General features: G+C 69.0%; 20 protein-coding genes, 1 tRNA gene and 1 pseudogene. 9 read left to right on the top strand and 13 right to left on the bottom strand.

From position 1 onward, the window contains the following. The 6 genes and pseudogenes from IE249_RS38590 to IE249_RS26800 form a co-directional block, all read left to right on the top strand. Window positions 1-274: pseudogene (locus tag IE249_RS38590) on the top strand (DNA replication/repair protein RecF); the annotation flags it as partial. Next, window positions 271-852, top strand: coding sequence for a DciA family protein (locus tag IE249_RS26820; RefSeq protein WP_189708747.1), 582 nt, complete (start codon window positions 271-273; stop codon window positions 850-852). The pseudogene IE249_RS38590 and the gene IE249_RS26820, both read left to right, overlap by 4 nt. A 445-nt stretch (window positions 853-1297) precedes the next feature. Continuing rightward, complete coding sequence (gene gyrB / locus IE249_RS26815; RefSeq protein WP_308434399.1) at window positions 1298-3379, top strand: DNA topoisomerase (ATP-hydrolyzing) subunit B; 2082 nt, start codon at window positions 1298-1300, stop codon at window positions 3377-3379. 42 nt (window positions 3380-3421) lie between these two features. Then, complete coding sequence (gyrA, locus tag IE249_RS26810; RefSeq protein ID WP_189708745.1) at window positions 3422-6016, top strand: DNA gyrase subunit A; 2595 nt, start codon at window positions 3422-3424, stop codon at window positions 6014-6016. An 18-nt stretch (window positions 6017-6034) separates the two neighbouring features. Beyond that, complete coding sequence (locus IE249_RS26805) at window positions 6035-6817, top strand: DUF3566 domain-containing protein (protein ID WP_189708744.1); 783 nt, start codon at window positions 6035-6037, stop codon at window positions 6815-6817. A gap of 135 nt (window positions 6818-6952) precedes the next feature. Continuing rightward, window positions 6953-7029: transfer RNA gene (locus tag IE249_RS26800), tRNA-Ile, on the top strand. A gap of 55 nt (window positions 7030-7084) precedes the next feature. Here IE249_RS26800 and IE249_RS26795 read toward each other — a convergent pair. From IE249_RS26795 to IE249_RS26735, 13 genes are all read right to left on the bottom strand, one after another. Further along, window positions 7085-8242, bottom strand: coding sequence for a site-specific integrase (locus IE249_RS26795; RefSeq protein WP_189708742.1), 1158 nt, complete (start codon window positions 8240-8242; stop codon window positions 7085-7087). Then, entirely contained in the window at window positions 8242-8430 is a 189-nt protein-coding gene (locus tag IE249_RS26790) for a helix-turn-helix domain-containing protein (protein WP_189708740.1), read from the bottom strand. The genes IE249_RS26795 and IE249_RS26790 overlap by 1 nt, the downstream gene beginning before the upstream one ends. Further along, a complete protein-coding gene (locus tag IE249_RS26785) occupies window positions 8427-9908 on the bottom strand; it encodes a replication initiator (protein ID WP_189708738.1) in 1482 nt (493 codons plus the stop codon). Before IE249_RS26785 ends, IE249_RS26790 begins: the two co-directional genes overlap by 4 nt. Continuing rightward, entirely contained in the window at window positions 9905-10075 is a 171-nt protein-coding gene (locus IE249_RS26780; RefSeq protein ID WP_189708736.1) for a hypothetical protein, read from the bottom strand. Before IE249_RS26780 ends, IE249_RS26785 begins: the two co-directional genes overlap by 4 nt. Window positions 10076-10079: 4 nt before the next feature. Then, window positions 10080-10262: a hypothetical protein gene (locus tag IE249_RS26775; RefSeq protein ID WP_189708734.1), complete on the bottom strand. Its 183-nt coding sequence runs from the start codon at window positions 10260-10262 to the stop codon at window positions 10080-10082. A 90-nt stretch (window positions 10263-10352) separates the two neighbouring features. Then, window positions 10353-10670, bottom strand: a complete 318-nt coding sequence (locus IE249_RS26770) for a SpdD-like protein (protein ID WP_189708732.1) — start codon at window positions 10668-10670, stop codon at window positions 10353-10355. Between the two features lie 23 nt (window positions 10671-10693). Beyond that, window positions 10694-10849 (bottom strand): hypothetical protein, encoded by a 156-nt coding sequence (locus tag IE249_RS26765; RefSeq protein WP_189708730.1) that lies wholly within the window; start codon window positions 10847-10849, stop codon window positions 10694-10696. A 10-nt stretch (window positions 10850-10859) separates the two neighbouring features. After that, on the bottom strand, window positions 10860-11051 hold the full coding sequence (locus tag IE249_RS26760) for a mobile element transfer protein (RefSeq protein WP_030610028.1): 192 nt from the start codon (window positions 11049-11051) through the stop codon (window positions 10860-10862). Between the two features lie 18 nt (window positions 11052-11069). After that, entirely contained in the window at window positions 11070-11732 is a 663-nt protein-coding gene (locus IE249_RS26755) for a DUF2637 domain-containing protein (RefSeq protein WP_189708728.1), read from the bottom strand. A gap of 76 nt (window positions 11733-11808) precedes the next feature. Then, window positions 11809-11994: a hypothetical protein gene (locus IE249_RS26750; protein WP_189708727.1), complete on the bottom strand. Its 186-nt coding sequence runs from the start codon at window positions 11992-11994 to the stop codon at window positions 11809-11811. Window positions 11995-11996: 2 nt separating this feature from the next. Then, a complete protein-coding gene (locus tag IE249_RS26745) occupies window positions 11997-12203 on the bottom strand; it encodes a hypothetical protein (protein ID WP_103838577.1) in 207 nt (68 codons plus the stop codon). A gap of 82 nt (window positions 12204-12285) precedes the next feature. Continuing rightward, entirely contained in the window at window positions 12286-13641 is a 1356-nt protein-coding gene (locus tag IE249_RS26740; protein ID WP_189708724.1) for an FtsK/SpoIIIE domain-containing protein, read from the bottom strand. 2 nt (window positions 13642-13643) lie between these two features. Beyond that, window positions 13644-14000 (bottom strand): SCO3933 family regulatory protein, encoded by a 357-nt coding sequence (locus tag IE249_RS26735; protein WP_103838575.1) that lies wholly within the window; start codon window positions 13998-14000, stop codon window positions 13644-13646. A 151-nt stretch (window positions 14001-14151) separates the two neighbouring features. Here IE249_RS26735 and IE249_RS26730 point away from each other — a divergent pair, with 151 nt between their 5' ends. The 3 genes from IE249_RS26730 to IE249_RS26720 all read left to right on the top strand — a co-directional run bounded on the left by IE249_RS26730 (window position 14152) and on the right by IE249_RS26720 (window position 16480). Further along, a complete protein-coding gene (locus tag IE249_RS26730; RefSeq protein ID WP_189708722.1) occupies window positions 14152-14523 on the top strand; it encodes a winged helix-turn-helix domain-containing protein in 372 nt (123 codons plus the stop codon). A 234-nt stretch (window positions 14524-14757) separates the two neighbouring features. Then, entirely contained in the window at window positions 14758-15972 is a 1215-nt protein-coding gene (locus IE249_RS26725; RefSeq protein WP_189708720.1) for a helix-turn-helix domain-containing protein, read from the top strand. A 19-nt stretch (window positions 15973-15991) separates the two neighbouring features. Further along, a complete protein-coding gene (locus tag IE249_RS26720) occupies window positions 15992-16480 on the top strand; it encodes an NUDIX domain-containing protein (protein WP_189708718.1) in 489 nt (162 codons plus the stop codon). Window positions 16481-16589: the final 109 nt, after the last annotated feature.

The following is a 16589-nucleotide window of genomic DNA, read 5'->3' as shown; positions in this document are numbered from 1 at the left end:
GGCCAAGGGGTACGCCTCGCACGGCGAGTCCTGGTCCCTCGCGCTGGCGCTGCGGCTGGCGTCGTACGACCTGCTGCGCGCCGAGGGCAACGAGCCGGTGCTGATCCTCGACGACGTCTTCGCCGAGCTCGACGCCCGGCGCCGTGAGCGCCTGGCCGAGCTGGTGGCGCCCGGCGAGCAGGTCCTGGTGACCGCGGCGGTCGACGACGACGTGCCGCACGTGCTGACGGGCACGCGGTTCACGGTGTCGGACGGGACGGTGGAGCGCGTATGAGCACCGGGGGATCGGAAGGACCAGAAGGACCCGCCCCTGAGCCGCCGCGGCCGGGCGGCCAGCCACAGTCCGGCCAGGCGCAGCCCTCCGGTGTCGACCTCGCGCGCGTGGCGCTGCGGGCGGCGAAGGAGGCGGCGCGCGCACGCGGGGACGTGGCGCGGCAGGACGGCCGGCGAAGGCGCGGTGGCGCGCGCTCCGGCGCGCGGGGCGACGGCCGGGACCCGATGGCGCTGGGCGCTGCGATCAACCGGCTGATCACCGAGCGCGGCTGGGAGACCCCGGCCGCGGTGGGCGGGGTGATGGGCCGGTGGCCGCAGATCGTGGGCGCGGACGTGGCCAAGCACTGCCTCCCGGAGAAGTACGACGAGGACGAGCGGGTCCTGTCGGTGCGCTGCGACTCGACGGCCTGGGCGACGAACCTGCGCCTGCTCGCGCCGACGCTGGTCGCCCGTCTCAACGAGGACCTCGGGCACGGCGCCGTGCGCGTCATCAAGGTGCAGGGCCCCGGAGGGGGACCTCGGCGCTACGGCCCGTTGCGCGCCCCCGGCAGCACAGGACCCGGTGACACCTACGGGTGAGGGGCCCGTGCGAGGTGACTGACGAGCGTGACGGACTTCACACACGACGGTCACCGAGGGGCCCTGGAGGGGGCGCTGAGGGGTGGTCGTACCGCTGTTCCGAGCACCTGTCTTGCAACCGCACGCGCTTGCGAACCCTTACCTGACCCCGGAGTAGCCAAGGGTTGACGGCCGGAAGCGCTGAGTGCCGCTGTGAGCCTCTTGGAGCCCCCTTCCGTATATCGGTACCCGGCCAAGACCGGTTCAGGGCGCCACATGAGGACTCAGGTACCCGCAAACCCCCATCACTGTCGGCGCTACCGGTAGACTGGAAGCCGATCCCGCCCCGAACGTGGGGACCGTCCGGGAAAAGCTGAGCAACGCTGATTCAAGGCTTACCAACGCAACATGCCGCAGCCGCTCCGGCGACCCTCCCCCAAAGGGGGCACCCCCTGGAGCCCGGCTCGTGCTGTGCCAGAAAGGGCGCTTCGTGGCCGATTCCGGCAACCCCAACGAGAACATCCCGTCCACCGACGCCGTCGCGAACGTGGCCGCCTCCTCGAACGGCGAGGTCACGGCCTCCTACGACGCCAGCGCCATCACCGTCCTCGAGGGTCTGGACGCGGTCCGCAAGCGACCCGGTATGTACATCGGTTCGACCGGCGAGCGCGGCCTGCACCACCTCGTGTACGAGGTCGTCGACAACTCCGTCGACGAGGCACTGGCCGGCTACGCGGACACGATCGACGTCACGATCCTGGCCGACGGCGGCGTCCGCGTCGTGGACAACGGCCGCGGCATCCCGGTCGGCATCGTGCCCTCCGAGGGCAAGCCGGCCGTCGAGGTCGTGCTCACCGTGCTCCACGCGGGCGGCAAGTTCGGCGGCGGCGGCTACGCGGTCTCCGGCGGTCTGCACGGCGTCGGCGTCTCCGTGGTGAACGCGCTGTCCTCCAAGGTCTCCGTCGACGTGCGCACCGACGGCCACCGTTGGACGCAGGACTACAAGATGGGCGTCCCCACGGCCCCGCTGGCCAAGCACGAGGCGACGGAGGAGACCGGCACCGCGGTCACCTTCTGGGCCGACCCGGACATCTTCGAGACCACCGAGTACTCCTTCGAGACGCTCTCGCGGCGCTTCCAGGAGATGGCGTTCCTCAACAAGGGCCTGACGATCCGGCTCACCGACGAGCGCGAGTCGGCGAAGGCCACCTCCGGCGCGGACGAGGCGGGCGCCGACCAGAAGGACGAGGTCAAGGCCGTCACGTACCACTACGAGGGCGGCATCGTCGACTTCGTGAAGTACCTCAACTCCCGCAAGGGAGACGTGGTGCACCCCACGATCATCGACCTGGAGGCGGAGGACAAGGACAAGAGCCTGTCCCTCGAGGTCGCCATGCAGTGGAACGGCGGCTACAGCGAGGGCGTGTACTCCTTCGCCAACATCATCCACACCCACGAGGGCGGCACGCACGAAGAAGGCTTCCGCGCCGCGCTGACCTCGCTGATCAACAAGTACGCGCGGGACAAGAAGCTGCTGCGCGACAAGGACGACAACCTCACGGGCGACGACATCCGCGAGGGCCTGACCGCGATCATCTCGGTGAAGCTGAGCGAGCCGCAGTTCGAGGGCCAGACCAAGACCAAGCTGGGCAACACCGAGGCGAAGACCTTCGTCCAGAAGGCGGTCTACGAGCACCTCAACGACTGGCTGGACCGCAATCCGAACGAGGCGGCGGACATCATCCGCAAGGGCATCCAGGCGGCCACCGCGCGCGTGGCGGCCCGCAAGGCCCGCGACCTGACCCGCCGCAAGGGCCTGCTGGAGTCGGCGTCCCTGCCGGGCAAGCTCTCGGACTGCCAGTCCAACGACCCGACCAAGTGCGAGATCTTCATCGTCGAGGGCGACTCCGCGGGCGGCTCGGCCAAATCCGGCCGCAACCCGGAGTACCAGGCGATCCTCCCGATCCGCGGCAAGATCCTCAACGTCGAGAAGGCGCGCATCGACAAGATCCTGCAGAACCAGGAGATCCAGGCGCTGATCTCCGCGTTCGGCACGGGCGTGCACGAGGACTTCGACATCGAGAAGCTGCGCTATCACAAGATCATCCTGATGGCGGACGCCGACGTCGACGGCCAGCACATCAGCACCCTGCTGCTGACCTTCCTGTTCCGCTTCATGCGGCCGCTGGTCGAGGCCGGGCACGTGTACCTGTCGCGCCCCCCGCTCTACAAGATCAAGTGGGGCCGGGACGACATCGAGTACGCCTACTCGGACCGCGAGCGCGACGCACTGATCGAGATGGGCCGCCAGCGCGGCAAGCGCGTGCGCGAGGACTCCATCCAGCGCTTCAAGGGCCTCGGCGAGATGAACGCCGAGGAGCTGCGCGTGACGACCATGGACCAGGAGCACCGCGTCCTCGGCCAGGTCACCCTCGACGACGCCGCCCAGGCCGACGACCTGTTCTCGGTGCTGATGGGCGAGGACGTCGAGGCCCGGCGCCAGTTCATCCAGCGCAACGCCAAGGACGTCCGCTTCCTCGACATCTGAGTCGGTCTCAGCTGACCGCACCAGGAAGGATCTTCACCAGCAATGGCCGACGAGAACACTCCCGTCAACCCTGAAGAGGGCGGCGACCTCGCGATGCGTGTCGAGCCCGTCGGGCTCGAGACGGAGATGCAGCGCTCCTACCTCGACTACGCGATGTCCGTCATCGTCTCCCGCGCGCTGCCCGACGTCCGGGACGGTCTCAAGCCCGTCCACCGCCGCGTGCTGTACGCGATGTACGACGGCGGCTACCGCCCCGAGCGCGGCTTCTACAAGTGCGCGCGCGTGGTCGGCGACGTCATGGGCAACTACCACCCGCACGGCGACTCCTCGATCTACGACGCGCTGGTCCGTCTCGCGCAGCCGTGGTCGATGCGGATGCCGCTGGTGGACTCCAACGGCAACTTCGGCTCTCCGGGCAACGACCCGGCGGCGGCCATGCGCTACACCGAGTGCAAGATGGCGCCGCTGTCGATGGAGATGGTCCGTGACATCGACGAGGAGACCGTCGACTTCACGGACAACTACGACGGCCGCTCCCAGGAGCCGACCGTCCTGCCGGCCCGCTTCCCCAACCTGCTGATCAACGGCTCGGCCGGTATCGCGGTCGGCATGGCCACCAACATCCCGCCGCACAATCTGCGCGAGGTCGCGGCCGGCGCCCAGTGGTACCTGGAGAACCCGGAGGCCTCCCACGAGGAGCTCCTGGACGCGCTCATGGAGCGCATCAAGGGCCCCGACTTCCCGACCGGCGCGCTCGTCGTGGGCCGCAAGGGCATCGAGGAGGCGTACCGCACGGGCCGCGGCTCGATCACCATGCGTGCGGTCGTCGAGGTCGAGGAGATCCAGAACCGCCAGTGCCTGGTGGTCACCGAGCTGCCGTACCAGGTCAACCCGGACAACCTCGCGCAGAAGATCGCCGACCTGGTGAAGGACGGCAAGATCGGCGGCATCGCGGACGTCCGCGACGAGACCAGCTCCCGCACGGGCCAGCGCCTGGTCATCGTCCTCAAGCGGGACGCGGTCGCCAAGGTGGTGCTGAACAACCTCTACAAGCACACCGACCTGCAGACCAACTTCGGCGCCAACATGCTGGCGCTGGTCGACGGCGTGCCGCGCACGCTCTCGCTGGACGCGTTCATCCGCCACTGGGTGACGCACCAGATCGAGGTCGTCGTCCGCAGGACCCGCTTCCGGCTGCGCAAGGCCGAGGAGCGCGCGCACATCCTGCGCGGTCTGCTGAAGGCGCTGGACGCCATCGACGAGGTCATCGCGCTGATCAGGCGCAGCGAGACCGTCGAGATCGCGCGCGGCGGCCTGATGGAGCTGCTGGAGATCGACGAGATCCAGGCCAACGCCATCCTCGAGATGCAGCTGCGCCGGCTGGCCGCCCTGGAGCGCCAGAAGATCGTCCAGGAGCACGACGAGCTCCAGGCGAAGATCAACGAGTACAACGAGATCCTCGCCTCGCCGGTCCGCCAGCGCGGGATCGTCAGCGAGGAGCTGGCCGCGATCGTCGAGAAGTACGGCGACGACCGCCAGACCAAGCTGATCCCCTACGAGGGCGACATGTCCATCGAGGACCTGATCGCCGAGGAGGACATCGTCGTCACGGTCACCCGCGGCGGCTACATCAAGCGGACCAAGACCGACGACTACCGCGCCCAGAAGCGCGGCGGCAAGGGCGTGCGCGGCGCGAAGCTGAAGGAAGACGACATCGTCGACCACTTCTTCGTCTCCACCACGCACCACTGGCTGCTGTTCTTCACCAACAAGGGCCGCGTCTACCGCGCCAAGGCCTACGAGCTGCCGGACGCCGGGCGGGACGCACGCGGGCAGCACGTGGCCAACCTGCTGGCATTCCAGCCGGACGAGGCCATCGCCGAGATCCTCGCGATCCGCGACTACGAGGCCGCGCCGTACCTGGTGCTCGCCACCAAGGCCGGACTGGTCAAGAAGACGCCTCTGAAGGATTACGATTCGCCGCGCTCCGGCGGTGTCATCGCGATCAACCTGCGCGAGCGGGAGGACGGAAGCGACGACGAACTGATCGGTGCAGAACTCGTCTCGGCCGACGACGATCTGCTGCTGATCAGCAAGAAGGCCCAATCGATCAGGTTCACCGCCTCGGACGACACGCTGCGCCCGATGGGCCGTGCCACCTCGGGTGTCAAGGGCATGAGTTTCCGCGCGGGCGACGAGCTGCTCTCGATGAATGTTGTTCGACCCGGTACGTTCGTGTTCACTGCCACCGACGGTGGGTACGCCAAGCGGACCCGTGTCGACGAGTACCGCGTCCAGGGCCGTGGCGGCCTCGGCATCAAGGCCGCCAAGATCGTGGAGGACCGCGGTGAGCTCGTCGGTGCGCTGGTGGTCGAGGAGCACGACGAGATCCTCGCCATCACACTCTCGGGCGGAGTGATTCGTACGCGAGTCAACGAGGTCAGGGAGACGGGCCGTGACACCATGGGCGTCCAACTGATCAACCTGGGCAAGCGCGATGCCGTGGTCGGTATCGCACGTAACGCCGAGGCGGGACGCGAGGCGGAGGAAGTCGACGGCGACGTGGCCGTGGACGAGACCGCCGAGGGTGCCGCGACCACCGGCACGGACGAGGGTGAGGCGCCCTCGGCCGAGTAGCACGAGGAGTGAGTCATCGTGAGCGGAGCCACGGGCCCCGGATCGGCCGGTACCTCCCCGGGTGCGGAGACGGACGGCGGCGGCCGTGGCTCCGCCGCGCGTCCGACGGACACGCACACGACCCAGCTGAAAGCGATCAAGGCGCCCGCGACCGACTCGCATCCGCCGCACACGCACGGATCCCAGGGGGGAACGGTGACGGACACCCGAGGCCCGCAGGCGCAGCCCGCGGCCGGCCGGCCCGAGGGCGCGACGCCCCAGCAGCAGGCCGCCGGGGCGCAGCAGGCGACGGCGTCCCCGCTGCCCGGTGAGCGCCGGCCGCAGCAGCAGGCCGGGCCGTACCACCCGCCGCAGGCCTACCCGGCGGACGGCGGGGCCACCGGCGCCGTGCGCCGCCCGCGCACCGGTGGTGGCGCCCGTACGGCCCCGCGCACCCGCAAGGCGCGGCTGAGGGTCGCCAAGGCCGATCCCTGGTCGGTGATGAAGGTCAGCTTCCTGCTCTCCATCGCGCTCGGGATCTGCACCATCGTGGCCGCCGCCGTGCTGTGGATGGTCATGAACGCCATGGGCGTCTTCTCGACGGTCGGCGGCACGATCTCCGAGGCGACCGGCTCGAACGAGGCGAACGGCTTCGACCTGCAGTCCTTCCTGTCCCTCCCGCACGTGCTGATGTTCACCTCGATCATCGCGGTCATCGACGTCGTCCTCGCGACGGCCCTGGCGACCCTCGGTGCGTTCATCTACAACCTGTCGGCGGGTTTCGTCGGCGGCATCGAGCTGACGCTGGCCGAGGACGAGTGAGCGCGCGCGTCCCGTGGCCTGCGAGGGCCGCGGGACGCGCCGTCCACAGGCCCCGGACAACCGATTTTGGGACTTCCCACCTCGTGCGCTAATCTTCAGGAGTCAGCGCGCGGGACACACCCCGCAGAGCGCGGCGGGGCTATAGCTCAGTTGGTTAGAGCGCATCCCTGATAAGGATGAGGCCACAGGTTCAAATCCTGTTAGCCCCACCAGCACAAAGACCCCCAGTCGGTATCGGCTGGGGGTCTTTGACATCTACGGCTGACATCAACCGATGAGTGGATCTTCCAAAAGCTCGGCGAGCATCGCCACGGCTTCCCGTTCGTCGGAGCCGACCACGTGCGTGTAGACATCCATGGTCATGCTGATCTGGCTGTGCCGCAGGATCGCCTGAGCCACCTTGGGGTGGACCTTCAGGAAGGCGAGCAGGGTGCCGCAAGTGTGCCGGGCGAGCCGGACCGTGATCCGGCGGACGCCGGCGCGCTTCACAAGCCGATCGAAGGTCCGCGAGAAACCCATGGGATCGATCATGCCGCCATGCTTTGAGGAGAAGATCAGGTCATGGTCCGGCTCCTGCGACCAGTGCTCACCAGCGATCTTCCGTTCCAGCTCTTGCAGCTCCCGACGCTCTTCCAGGGCGCGAGCGCAGAACTCCGGAAGCGGCAGTACGGCCTGTGATGACTCGGTCTTGAGGTCCTTGAGTACCAGGCCCTCCCCCTTGACCCTCTGCACCTGCTTGACCGGGGTGAACTGACGAGCCTCGAAGTCGATGTCTTGCCAGCGCAGGCCCAGGACCTCACTGCGACGCAGGCCGAGGACCAGGACCAGGACGCACGCCGCGTAAAGCCGGTGAGCGCGAGCCGTACGGAGGAACAGGACCGCCTCACGCGCGCTCCACGCCTTCCCCTTGTCCTTGCTGACCTTGGGCATGTCGACCAGCAGGGCGACGTTGCGCGTCAGGATCTCCTCACGGATGGCCCGGTTGAGCGCGTTGCGGAGGACACGCAGCACCTCGAAGCGGGCGGAGGCGCCGACCTTCTCACGCCTCAGCGCGGCCATGAAGGTGCGGATCTGGGCCGGCGTGAGCTTGGCGAGAGGCTTCTTGGCCAGGTGCGGCAGCAGGTACAGCCTGACCTTGGACTCGTACTTGACGTACGTGTTGTGCTCGCGCTCAGGCTCCACGATGTGCTCAAGCCAGTAGTTCAGCCACTCGCCGAGCGTCCACGAGCGGGAGGGCACCGGGATGCCGTTGCGCTCCTGGTCCTGGAGCTTGGCGAGCTTCTCGGCGGTCTCGTCATAGGTCGCGCCGTAGACGAACTTACGCACGCGGTTGCCGTCGGTGTCGGTGACGTACGCGGCGCCCTGATAGCGGCCGTCCTTGCGCTTGGTGATCGTGCCGCCGCCGTTGGGACGCTTCTTCGCCATCAGGCAGCCCTCTCCATCTGGCCCTGAATAAAGGCTCCGACCGCGTCGGCCGGGATGCGGCGGCAGCCGTCGACCTTGATCGAGGCTAGGCGGTGGGTACGGATCAGGTCGTACACCTTGGTCCGGCCGACCTTGAGCCGCGCCATGACTTCCGGCACGGTCAGGAGTTCGGCGGTGGCGGTGGTCATGCGGCGGCTCCTTCCAAGGCGAGTTGATCCCGCAAGGCTTCGCGGGCGGTTTCGCGGTTGATCTGGATGTCTCGGGCTATCGAGGCGGCGAGGGCCGATTCACCGGGCGTGTGGCCGTGGCCGGCGTACTGCCAGCCAGCGAGGACGAGGACGGTGTCCGGCTCCCGTTCGTCCAGGCCGAGGGCAGCGCGTTCCTGCGAGGCACGGAAGTCGGCGCGAGCTTGGCGGAGGGCGCCGAGCGTGGTCGAGTAGCGGCGCGACTTGGACGAGAAGTGCCCGCGGAAGCCGAGCATGTGCGCCCAGCGGGCCAGCTGACGGTCGGGGTAGAGCGGTTGCAGTTGGATGCAGGCGGCCATGAGGCGTCGGGCGTGCTCGGGGACGTCCAGCCGGGCCAGGTCTTCGCCCAGGCCGGTGCCGCGGCAGGTGGCGCACCGGCCGAGGACTGAACCGGCGCGGTCGTAACGGCGGGAACGGCCCGTTCCCCGGCACGAGCGGCAGTAGACGGCCGTGTCCGGGGTGCCGGTGTTCTCGGCCGCTTTGGTGGCGTACTTGGCCACGTAGGAGGCGACCGCCTGTTCGGTGAGGTCGGAGCCGTCGCCGAATGCCTTGACCGGCCGTACGTCGAGCTGGCGGCCCCACTGGAAGGTGCGGGCGGATTGGTCGCCGGCGGCGGGAACACTGACGCGGCTGTACGGGTGCGTGGCGGCGGCGTGGATGGCGTCGGTGAGCAGGTCGGTGGTGGCCCAGGACGGCGGGGCGGAGCCGGCTCCGTCGGGACCGTCGAGACGGATCACGGCATGGAAGTGGACGGCGCCCCGCTTCTGGAACTCGGCGACCTTGCCGTAGGAGAGCCGGCAGGTCTCGGCGAGTTCGCGCTGTGTCAGCCCTGCCCGCTTGGCGATCTCACGACGGAGCCGGTTGATGGTGCGCATCCACAGCTCACCCGCGTGGTTGTTGAACAGCACGGCACCGGCGTAGTCGTACGTGGTGGGGTCGAGGGCCGTGCCGAGGGCGGTGTCATCGGCGGCGTGACGAGTGCCGCAGCGGCAGACGCCACGGTCGGGCCGGTTGTGGACCGGGCCGAACGAGGGCGCGGTGAAGGTGGCGAACACCCGGGGGTGATCGCGGACGGTGCCGGGGATGTCCTTGTCTGGGTCACCGGCGAGTCCGGCGCGGATCAGGTGGTAGGTGTCCCCGGCGTAGGTCCAGGCGCAGGCAGGGCAGCGGGAGGCCCGGCGGTTGCCGCAGGCGACACGGAGCCGTCCGCCCGGTTCGTTCTCGGTGCTGTAGCGGTGCAGGGTCTCCCCGGTGACCTTGTCCTTGTGGATCACCCAGCCACGCAGGTGGATGGGGTCAGCGCAGCCACCAGTGCGCTTGATCTGGTCTTGCCAGCGGTCGAAGCCAGGGAGCCCGGCCACCCGGAGGAGATCCCCCAGGGTGACCGGGTCCAGGCCCGCGAAGGTCGCGGTGTCGGTCACTTACCGTCCTCCTTGGGCGGATGGCGGTCGATCCACTCCTCCGCGCACACCTTGTGGACGGGCTTGCCACTGTCAGAACGAAGCGGTGTGGGCTTGGTGCAGATCACGCACGGCTGGTCGCCGGTGTGGTCGTAGTGATCGGCAGAGCGCCAGTTGAGGAGGGCCATGCGGTCACCTCCCGGCTCGGGCGAGCGCGGAGGCGGGGACGATGTGGCCTGTGCCTTTGCAAGTCGGGCAGTCGACGCGGAGGGTGGCGCGGGTGCCGTCGGGGTGGCGGGTGCCGGTGTCGATGGCGACGGAGGCGAAGCCGTCGCAGTCGCGGCAGATCGGCTTGTTCGGGTGGCTCTGGGGCATGATGGGCCGTGCCTTTCTGGTCCGTGGATCGGGAAGGGGAGGCGCCCGGAGCGGCGGAAGTTTGGCGACCGAGGCCGCTCCGGGGGCCGGTCAGCGCCGCTTGGTCTCAGAGGCGAGCAGCGAGCGCACGACGAGGGCGACTACGGCGACCGAGGCGCCGGTGATGGCGACCGCCAGGAGCATGGAGACGAGGACGGCGCCGACGATCAGGACGACGGCGGTGCCGCCGCCGACGAGGGCGAGCACAGTGCCGGGGGTGAGCTGCACCACCGGGCGGGACGGCACAGGGGCCATCGGGGCGACCGGCGGCGTCTGGACGCTGGGAACGATTGCGGTCGGCTCGACGGGGGCCGGCGCGGTGACGTGCCCGGTCGGCGTGGGCATGGTCGGGATCTTCGGGCGGAGCATGGTCGAACTCCCTTCCGAGGGGGTTACTTGATCAGGCCGTTGATGGCGGGGGCCAAGACGCTGTCGGCTAGGAGGAAGCCACCGAGCAGGAGCACGGCGACGAGCCAGGCCGGCGGGCGGATGAGCTTGACGCCGAGGTAGCCGACGACGAGGAGCGCGAACCAGAGGGGGACCTGCATGGCGGGGCTCCTAGCGGACGCGGCAGCGGTGGGTGCGTGCGGCGAGCTGGGCGGCGGACTGGCTGGAGTAGTCGGCGGACCAACCGCAGTCGTCGGAGGTGCACACGGCGGCGTGCTTGGTCTGGCCATGGCGGTCGCGGTGGGTGCCGATCTGCACCGGGCCGATCTGCATCACGGAGTGGAAGAAGTCGCGCATGGGCATGGCTGAACTCCTTGTCTGTCAGGCGAGTTGTGCTGCGATGGCGTCGACCATGGGCGCGGGGACGCCGAGGCGGGCGCGGAGGGTGTCGGTGTCGATCGGGGAGCCGGTACGGGCCTCGTGGTCGGCGGCGACCTTGCGCGCGTGAGCAACCAGCGGAGCCGGGACCGCCAACTCGGGAGCTGGAGCAGGGGCGGGGGCCGGGTCGGCGGCGGGTAGCGCCGGGGTGTCGTCGGCGGCTACCGGCTCCGGTTCGGGGTTGGGCTCGGGCTCGGGAACCGGATCGGTGGCCGGGGCAGGAGCCGCCGTCACCGGTGCCGGATCGCTGGCCGAGTGGGCGAGCAGGGTGCCGCCGAGGAAGGCGAGCGCGGGCCATCCGGCGATGCCGAGGCGGAGCAGCGCGGGCGGGTTGGCCAGGTCGAGGAAGCCGGCGGTGGCGACATTGGCGCCGAGCGAGGCGAACAGCGCGACCAGGAACCAGCACCAGGCCAGCCGGGACGGGCCGCTGTTGCGCAGCCGACGCCAGGCGGCGACCAGGAGCAGGTCGACGCTGATCGGGTAGGCCCATGCCTTCCAGCCGGACTGTCCGGCGGCGGCGGCCAGGTCGTGAAGGTGGGCGAAGGACAGGGCACCGGCGATCACGGCCTGTACGAGGACGGCGTCCGGGCGGATCGAGCGGGTCATGTCGTCACCTCCCTTTGCGGGTAGGGCCAGGGGCGGGGCGGGGATCGAGGTCCGTCCGCCCAGCCCCGGCAGGGGTTCAGTCGGTGGTGGCTTCGCCGGATCCCCAGCAGGTCAGGCACAGACCGGTCTGCCGGTCGTCCGTGGCACGTCCCTTACGGGCGCCGACCCGGACGGTTTCGGTGATCTCACCGGTGCCGTTGCAGTCGGGGCACTGCTTCGGCCGGGGCTTGCGGCGGGCGGCGGGCTTCTTCGCGGTCGGCACGGTCACCACCCCTCGCCGGGGTACTCGGGGCCCTCGTTCGGGTCGTAGCCGGGCGGGAAGGTGCCGGGCGGCGGCTCGGGCAGCGACGCCGCCAGGCACGGGCCCACGGTGTCGATGAAGTCCTGGTCAGCGCCGGTCCTGTCGGCGTACAGGGCCAGGTCGCCGAGCATCACCACGGTGCGGGTGAAGTCCTCGCAGTCGGGGCACATGGGGTGCGGTCTCCCTTCTTCGGGCATGGCTCGGGTAGGGACCTGACGCGATGCGGTCGCGCCAACCGTGGAGCGGGAGGGATCAGGCAGTAGCCGGGATGGACTCGACGGCCGGGGCGTCAAGCGGCCTCGGGATGGCGAGCGCCGGCCGGAAGGGGGCTAGGGCGGGCAGGTCCGGGGCCAGGTCGGCGTACCGGTTGCAGGTGTTCACGGCCTGACGCAGGGAGGTGTGCGGGGCGCGGATGCGGGCCCAGCCGCCGGTTGAGTCGCCGGTGATGGCAACGCCGGGCATGTCGGTGGGGATCTGAATCGCGGCGAGGACGGCGTCCGGGGCGATGTCGCCGAAGGCCATGTTCGCCGAGGACTCGTCGTTGACGCGGTGGGCGGTACGGCCGGTGAGCTGGGCGCGGAGCATGGTGATGCCCTTGCCGAGCTCGGAGCCGAAGCGCTGCCCGCAGATCTCCAAGTAGATGCCGGCGGCGCGGCCGAGCTGGGCGAGCCGGGCGAGCGCGGTGATGATCCGGTCCCGGCGCTTCTCTTCCTCCTTGGTGGCGAACAGGGCGAGTTCGGCGACCTCATCGACCAGGACCACGACCGGCACCGGGCGGAGGTCTTCGGGCAGGTCCCAGATGTCAGCGGCTATCTCCGCATCCGGCACGTCAGCGGTGATCCGCTGCTCGGCACGGATGACCTGGTAGACGTCCTCCATGTGGGACACCAAAGCGTCGAGGAGTTCGGCGGCGGTGTCCTGGTTGTCGGCGAGCGCAGAGAACCGGCGAGCCAACGGGAACAGCTCCACACCCTGCTTGCAGTCGATCCCGACCAGAGCCACCCGGTGCGGGGCGAGCGCTGCCACTAGGTTGCGCTGATAGACCGACTTGCCGGACTCCGTGGCACCGAGCGTCAGCGCGTGGGGAACCACGCGGTAGTCGCGATAGTGGACCGCGCCGTCCTCCCGGAGGGCGACCGGGACCCGCATCGGGCGGGTGTCAACCTTGGCCGGCATCTGCACCCGCTTGAGTACGTCGTAGCCGGTCATCCGCACTTCCACCACGCCGGAACGCAGTTCCCGCGAGGTCACGCCGTACATGGCGAACGAGTGCCGCAGCCTGTCACACGAGGCCGCCACGTCGAAGGCGTCCTGACCGGGACGGAGCTTGAGCCGCAGCACCAGCCCGGTTCGGGTCGGTCGCAGACGCAGGATGCGCGGGGCGTGGGGACTGGGGACCGGTCGGTTCGTGGCCCGAGCCAGAGTGAGGCGCCAGCGCGAGGGCGGGACTGTCAGCCCGCAGGCGTCCATGACGGACGCGTACCGGACGAGGACCCGCACCACGGCGAGGGAAACGCCCAAGGTGAGCCAGTACCAGGCGGGGCGCCGCCACCGCAGGAGACCCGCAGCGGCGACGACCAGCACCAGGGCGGCCAGGGACCAGGTCATGGTCAGGCCGCCTTCGGCTTCGCAGCGCCGGCGACCAGCGAGGTGACCGCGACCGCCCGGAACGAGATCCCGTGCCGCTTCTGGCCGTTGAATTCGTTCTCCCACGGCCGCGCGATCAGGCCGGTCAGCCCGACCGGGGTGCCCATGGTGAGCTCACCGGTGATGCCCGACTCACCCACGGACACGGTGATGACCTCGGCGTTGCCGTTCATGACGAACAGCAGGTCCAGCGTCATCAGGAACTCGCCGGTCTGAGTGTCGACGGCGCGCGTCTGGGTCTTCCGGTCGGAGTACTTGGGCTGCGGGGGCTGGGCGACCATCAGGGTCGCGCCGTTCGTGTCGACGGGGATCTGACGCATGAGTGCGCTCCTAGAATCGACTACTTGACGTACTTAGTACGTCGTCTCGGGATAGAGCATGGACCTGTACTACTTGGTGTGTCAAGTGGTTGGTCTCGACTCCCCTGCGCGGGATGTGCTGCACTAGGTACGACAACCACTGAGAGGGGCTATGGCCGACTTCACCGCCGGGCGGGCCGCGTACTTGCAGATCGCCGACGAGTTCAAGCGCAAGATCCGAGACGGGGAACTCGCACCGGGCGACAAGCTGCCCTCAGAGGCGGAGCTGATGACCAAGCACGGCGTGTCGCGCACCGTGGCCCGGCAAGCGATCTCTCGACTCCGTGAGGACGGCTATGCGATCTCTCACCAGGGCAAGGGCAGCTTTGCCGCACTGCCCGGTGACGGTGCCTCGCCGAAGCGCAGCACCGAGTTCGAGCAGATCACCGAGTATCTGTCGGAGGTCCGTCGGGACGTGCGCCGTCTTGCCGAGCGGATGGACCAACTTGAGGATCTTGTGCGGCAGCAAGGCCAAGCTCGGTGACCAACCTGTCCGCCCGTCGGGCGAGTTGCGTCATCTCTTCGCCAAGCTCCCTTATCTGGTTGAGTAGTTCCAGCCGCTCTACCGGGGTCAGCGCCATGACGGCCCCCTCGTTGCACTCTCGGTCTGACAGCTCCTTGGGTTGTCAGCAACGCTAGGACCGGTCCGGCTCACCACCCCGGAAAATCTCTCCGGGGTCGCGCGAAGAGACAGAGGGACGCTCTTCCCATGCGAGGAATGACGACGAACCTGACGATCGGTGAGCGAGTCGCTTGGTACCGCCGGCGGCGCGGCATGTCCCAGGAAGTCCTGGCCGGACTCGTCGGCCGTACGGTCGACTGGCTGAGCAAGGCCGAGAACAACCGGCTGGAGCTGGACAGGCTCTCGGTCATCAAGTCCCTGGCCGATGCGCTGGACGTGACCCTTGGCGATCTGCTCGCCGAGCCCACCCTGATGGACTGGACGGCGGACAGCGGCACCCGGACCGTGCCGGCGCTGCGGTCAGCGCTGATGAACTACCGGCAGCTCACGCCGCTTCTGGGCGTGACTACCGAGGGAGAGCCGACGCCCCTCGATGAGCTGAAGGACAGCGTGGCCGAGGTCTGGGACGCCTACCAGGATTCGCGGTACGGCTTCGCCACCCGACGCCTTCCCCTGGTGCTTGCCGACGCACTCATTGCCGCCCAGGCGTACGAGGGACGAGACCGCGAGCGAGCACACGAGCTGATGGCGATGACGTACCAGGGCGCCGCCATGGTGCTGACCAAGGTCGGTGAAACAGATCTCGCGTGGATCGCGGCGGATCGCGGGTTGGCTGCGGCTCAGCAGTCGGACAACGCCGCCGTCACCGGGTCGCTCTTCCGATCGGTGGCGCACTGCCTTCTCTCGAACGGCAGGTTCGACGCCGCCGTGCAGCTCGTCAGCGACGCCGCGGACTACCTTCGGCCAGGGCTCAGAGAAGCCAGCCCCGAGTTCCTGTCGATCTACGGGACGCTCTTCCTCGCGGGGTCGATGGCAGCCGCGCGTGCCGATGATCGCTCCACTACTCGTGACTTTCTCGCCGAGGCGGACCACGCAGCGCAACGGCTTGGGCGAGACGCCAACCACATGTGGACGGCATTCGGGCCGACGAACGTCGCGATCCACCGAGTGGCCACGGCGGCGGAGCTGGGAGACATGCAGGTGGCCGTGGATCTCGGCCCCCAGGTTGACACCAGCGGTCTGCCGATCGAACGGCGGACGCGGCACAACCTGGAGGTGGCACGTGCGCTCAGTGCGCACAACCGGATGGACGATGCCCTGTCCATGATCCTCGAAGCCGAGCAGTGGGCGCCGGAACAGGTCCGCAGTCACTACCTCGCTCGTGAGCTTGTGCTCACGTGGGTGCGCAACCAGCGCAGCCGGCCGAGCCGAACCCTCGCGGAGCTTGCCGATCGGCTGCATGTCGTCTGAGATGGGTACGCTCGGGGCCATGGCAGCGAGCGAGCACGAAGCGAAGATGGCGCATCCGCGCATGGCTGCGGGTGCGCTCTTCTTTGATGCCGAGGGGCGTGTCCTCATGGTGGAGCCCACCTACAAGGACTACTGGGACATCCCCGGTGGCTATGTCGAGGTGGGGGAATCCCCGCTCCAGGCAGCCGCCCGTGAGGTGGAGGAAGAGTTGGGGATCACTCCTCCCCTGGGACGCTTGCTGGCAGTCGACTGGGCCCCCAACGACGCCGAGGGCGACAAGGTGCTGTACCTCTTCGACGGCGGTCAGCTCACCCCGGAGGCTCTGGCCGAAGCGACCTTGCAGGCGGACGAGCTGAAGAGCATTGCGTTCCTGGGCCCCGATGAAGTCGCCGAGCGTACGATTCCGCGCTTGGCCAGGCGGATCCTTGCCGCCATCGAGGCCCGATCATCAGGGACGGCGCCGATCTATCTCGAACACGGGCAGCAGCCCAACAGTGTCGCCGCATAGCGGCACGGGAGCTTTCCGGCGCCCCCGACGCGGATGTCTAGATGCATTTGATGCTTGACGGATCTGTGTCAGTTGATGCTTTCCGGTTCCTAGCCTGTCGTGCGGTTCT

This window comes from Streptomyces anandii JCM 4720 (assembly GCF_014650655.1).
Classification (GTDB): Bacteria; Actinomycetota; Actinomycetes; order Streptomycetales; family Streptomycetaceae; genus Streptomyces; species Streptomyces anandii.
This window is presented reverse-complemented; position numbering and strand designations above follow the sequence as displayed.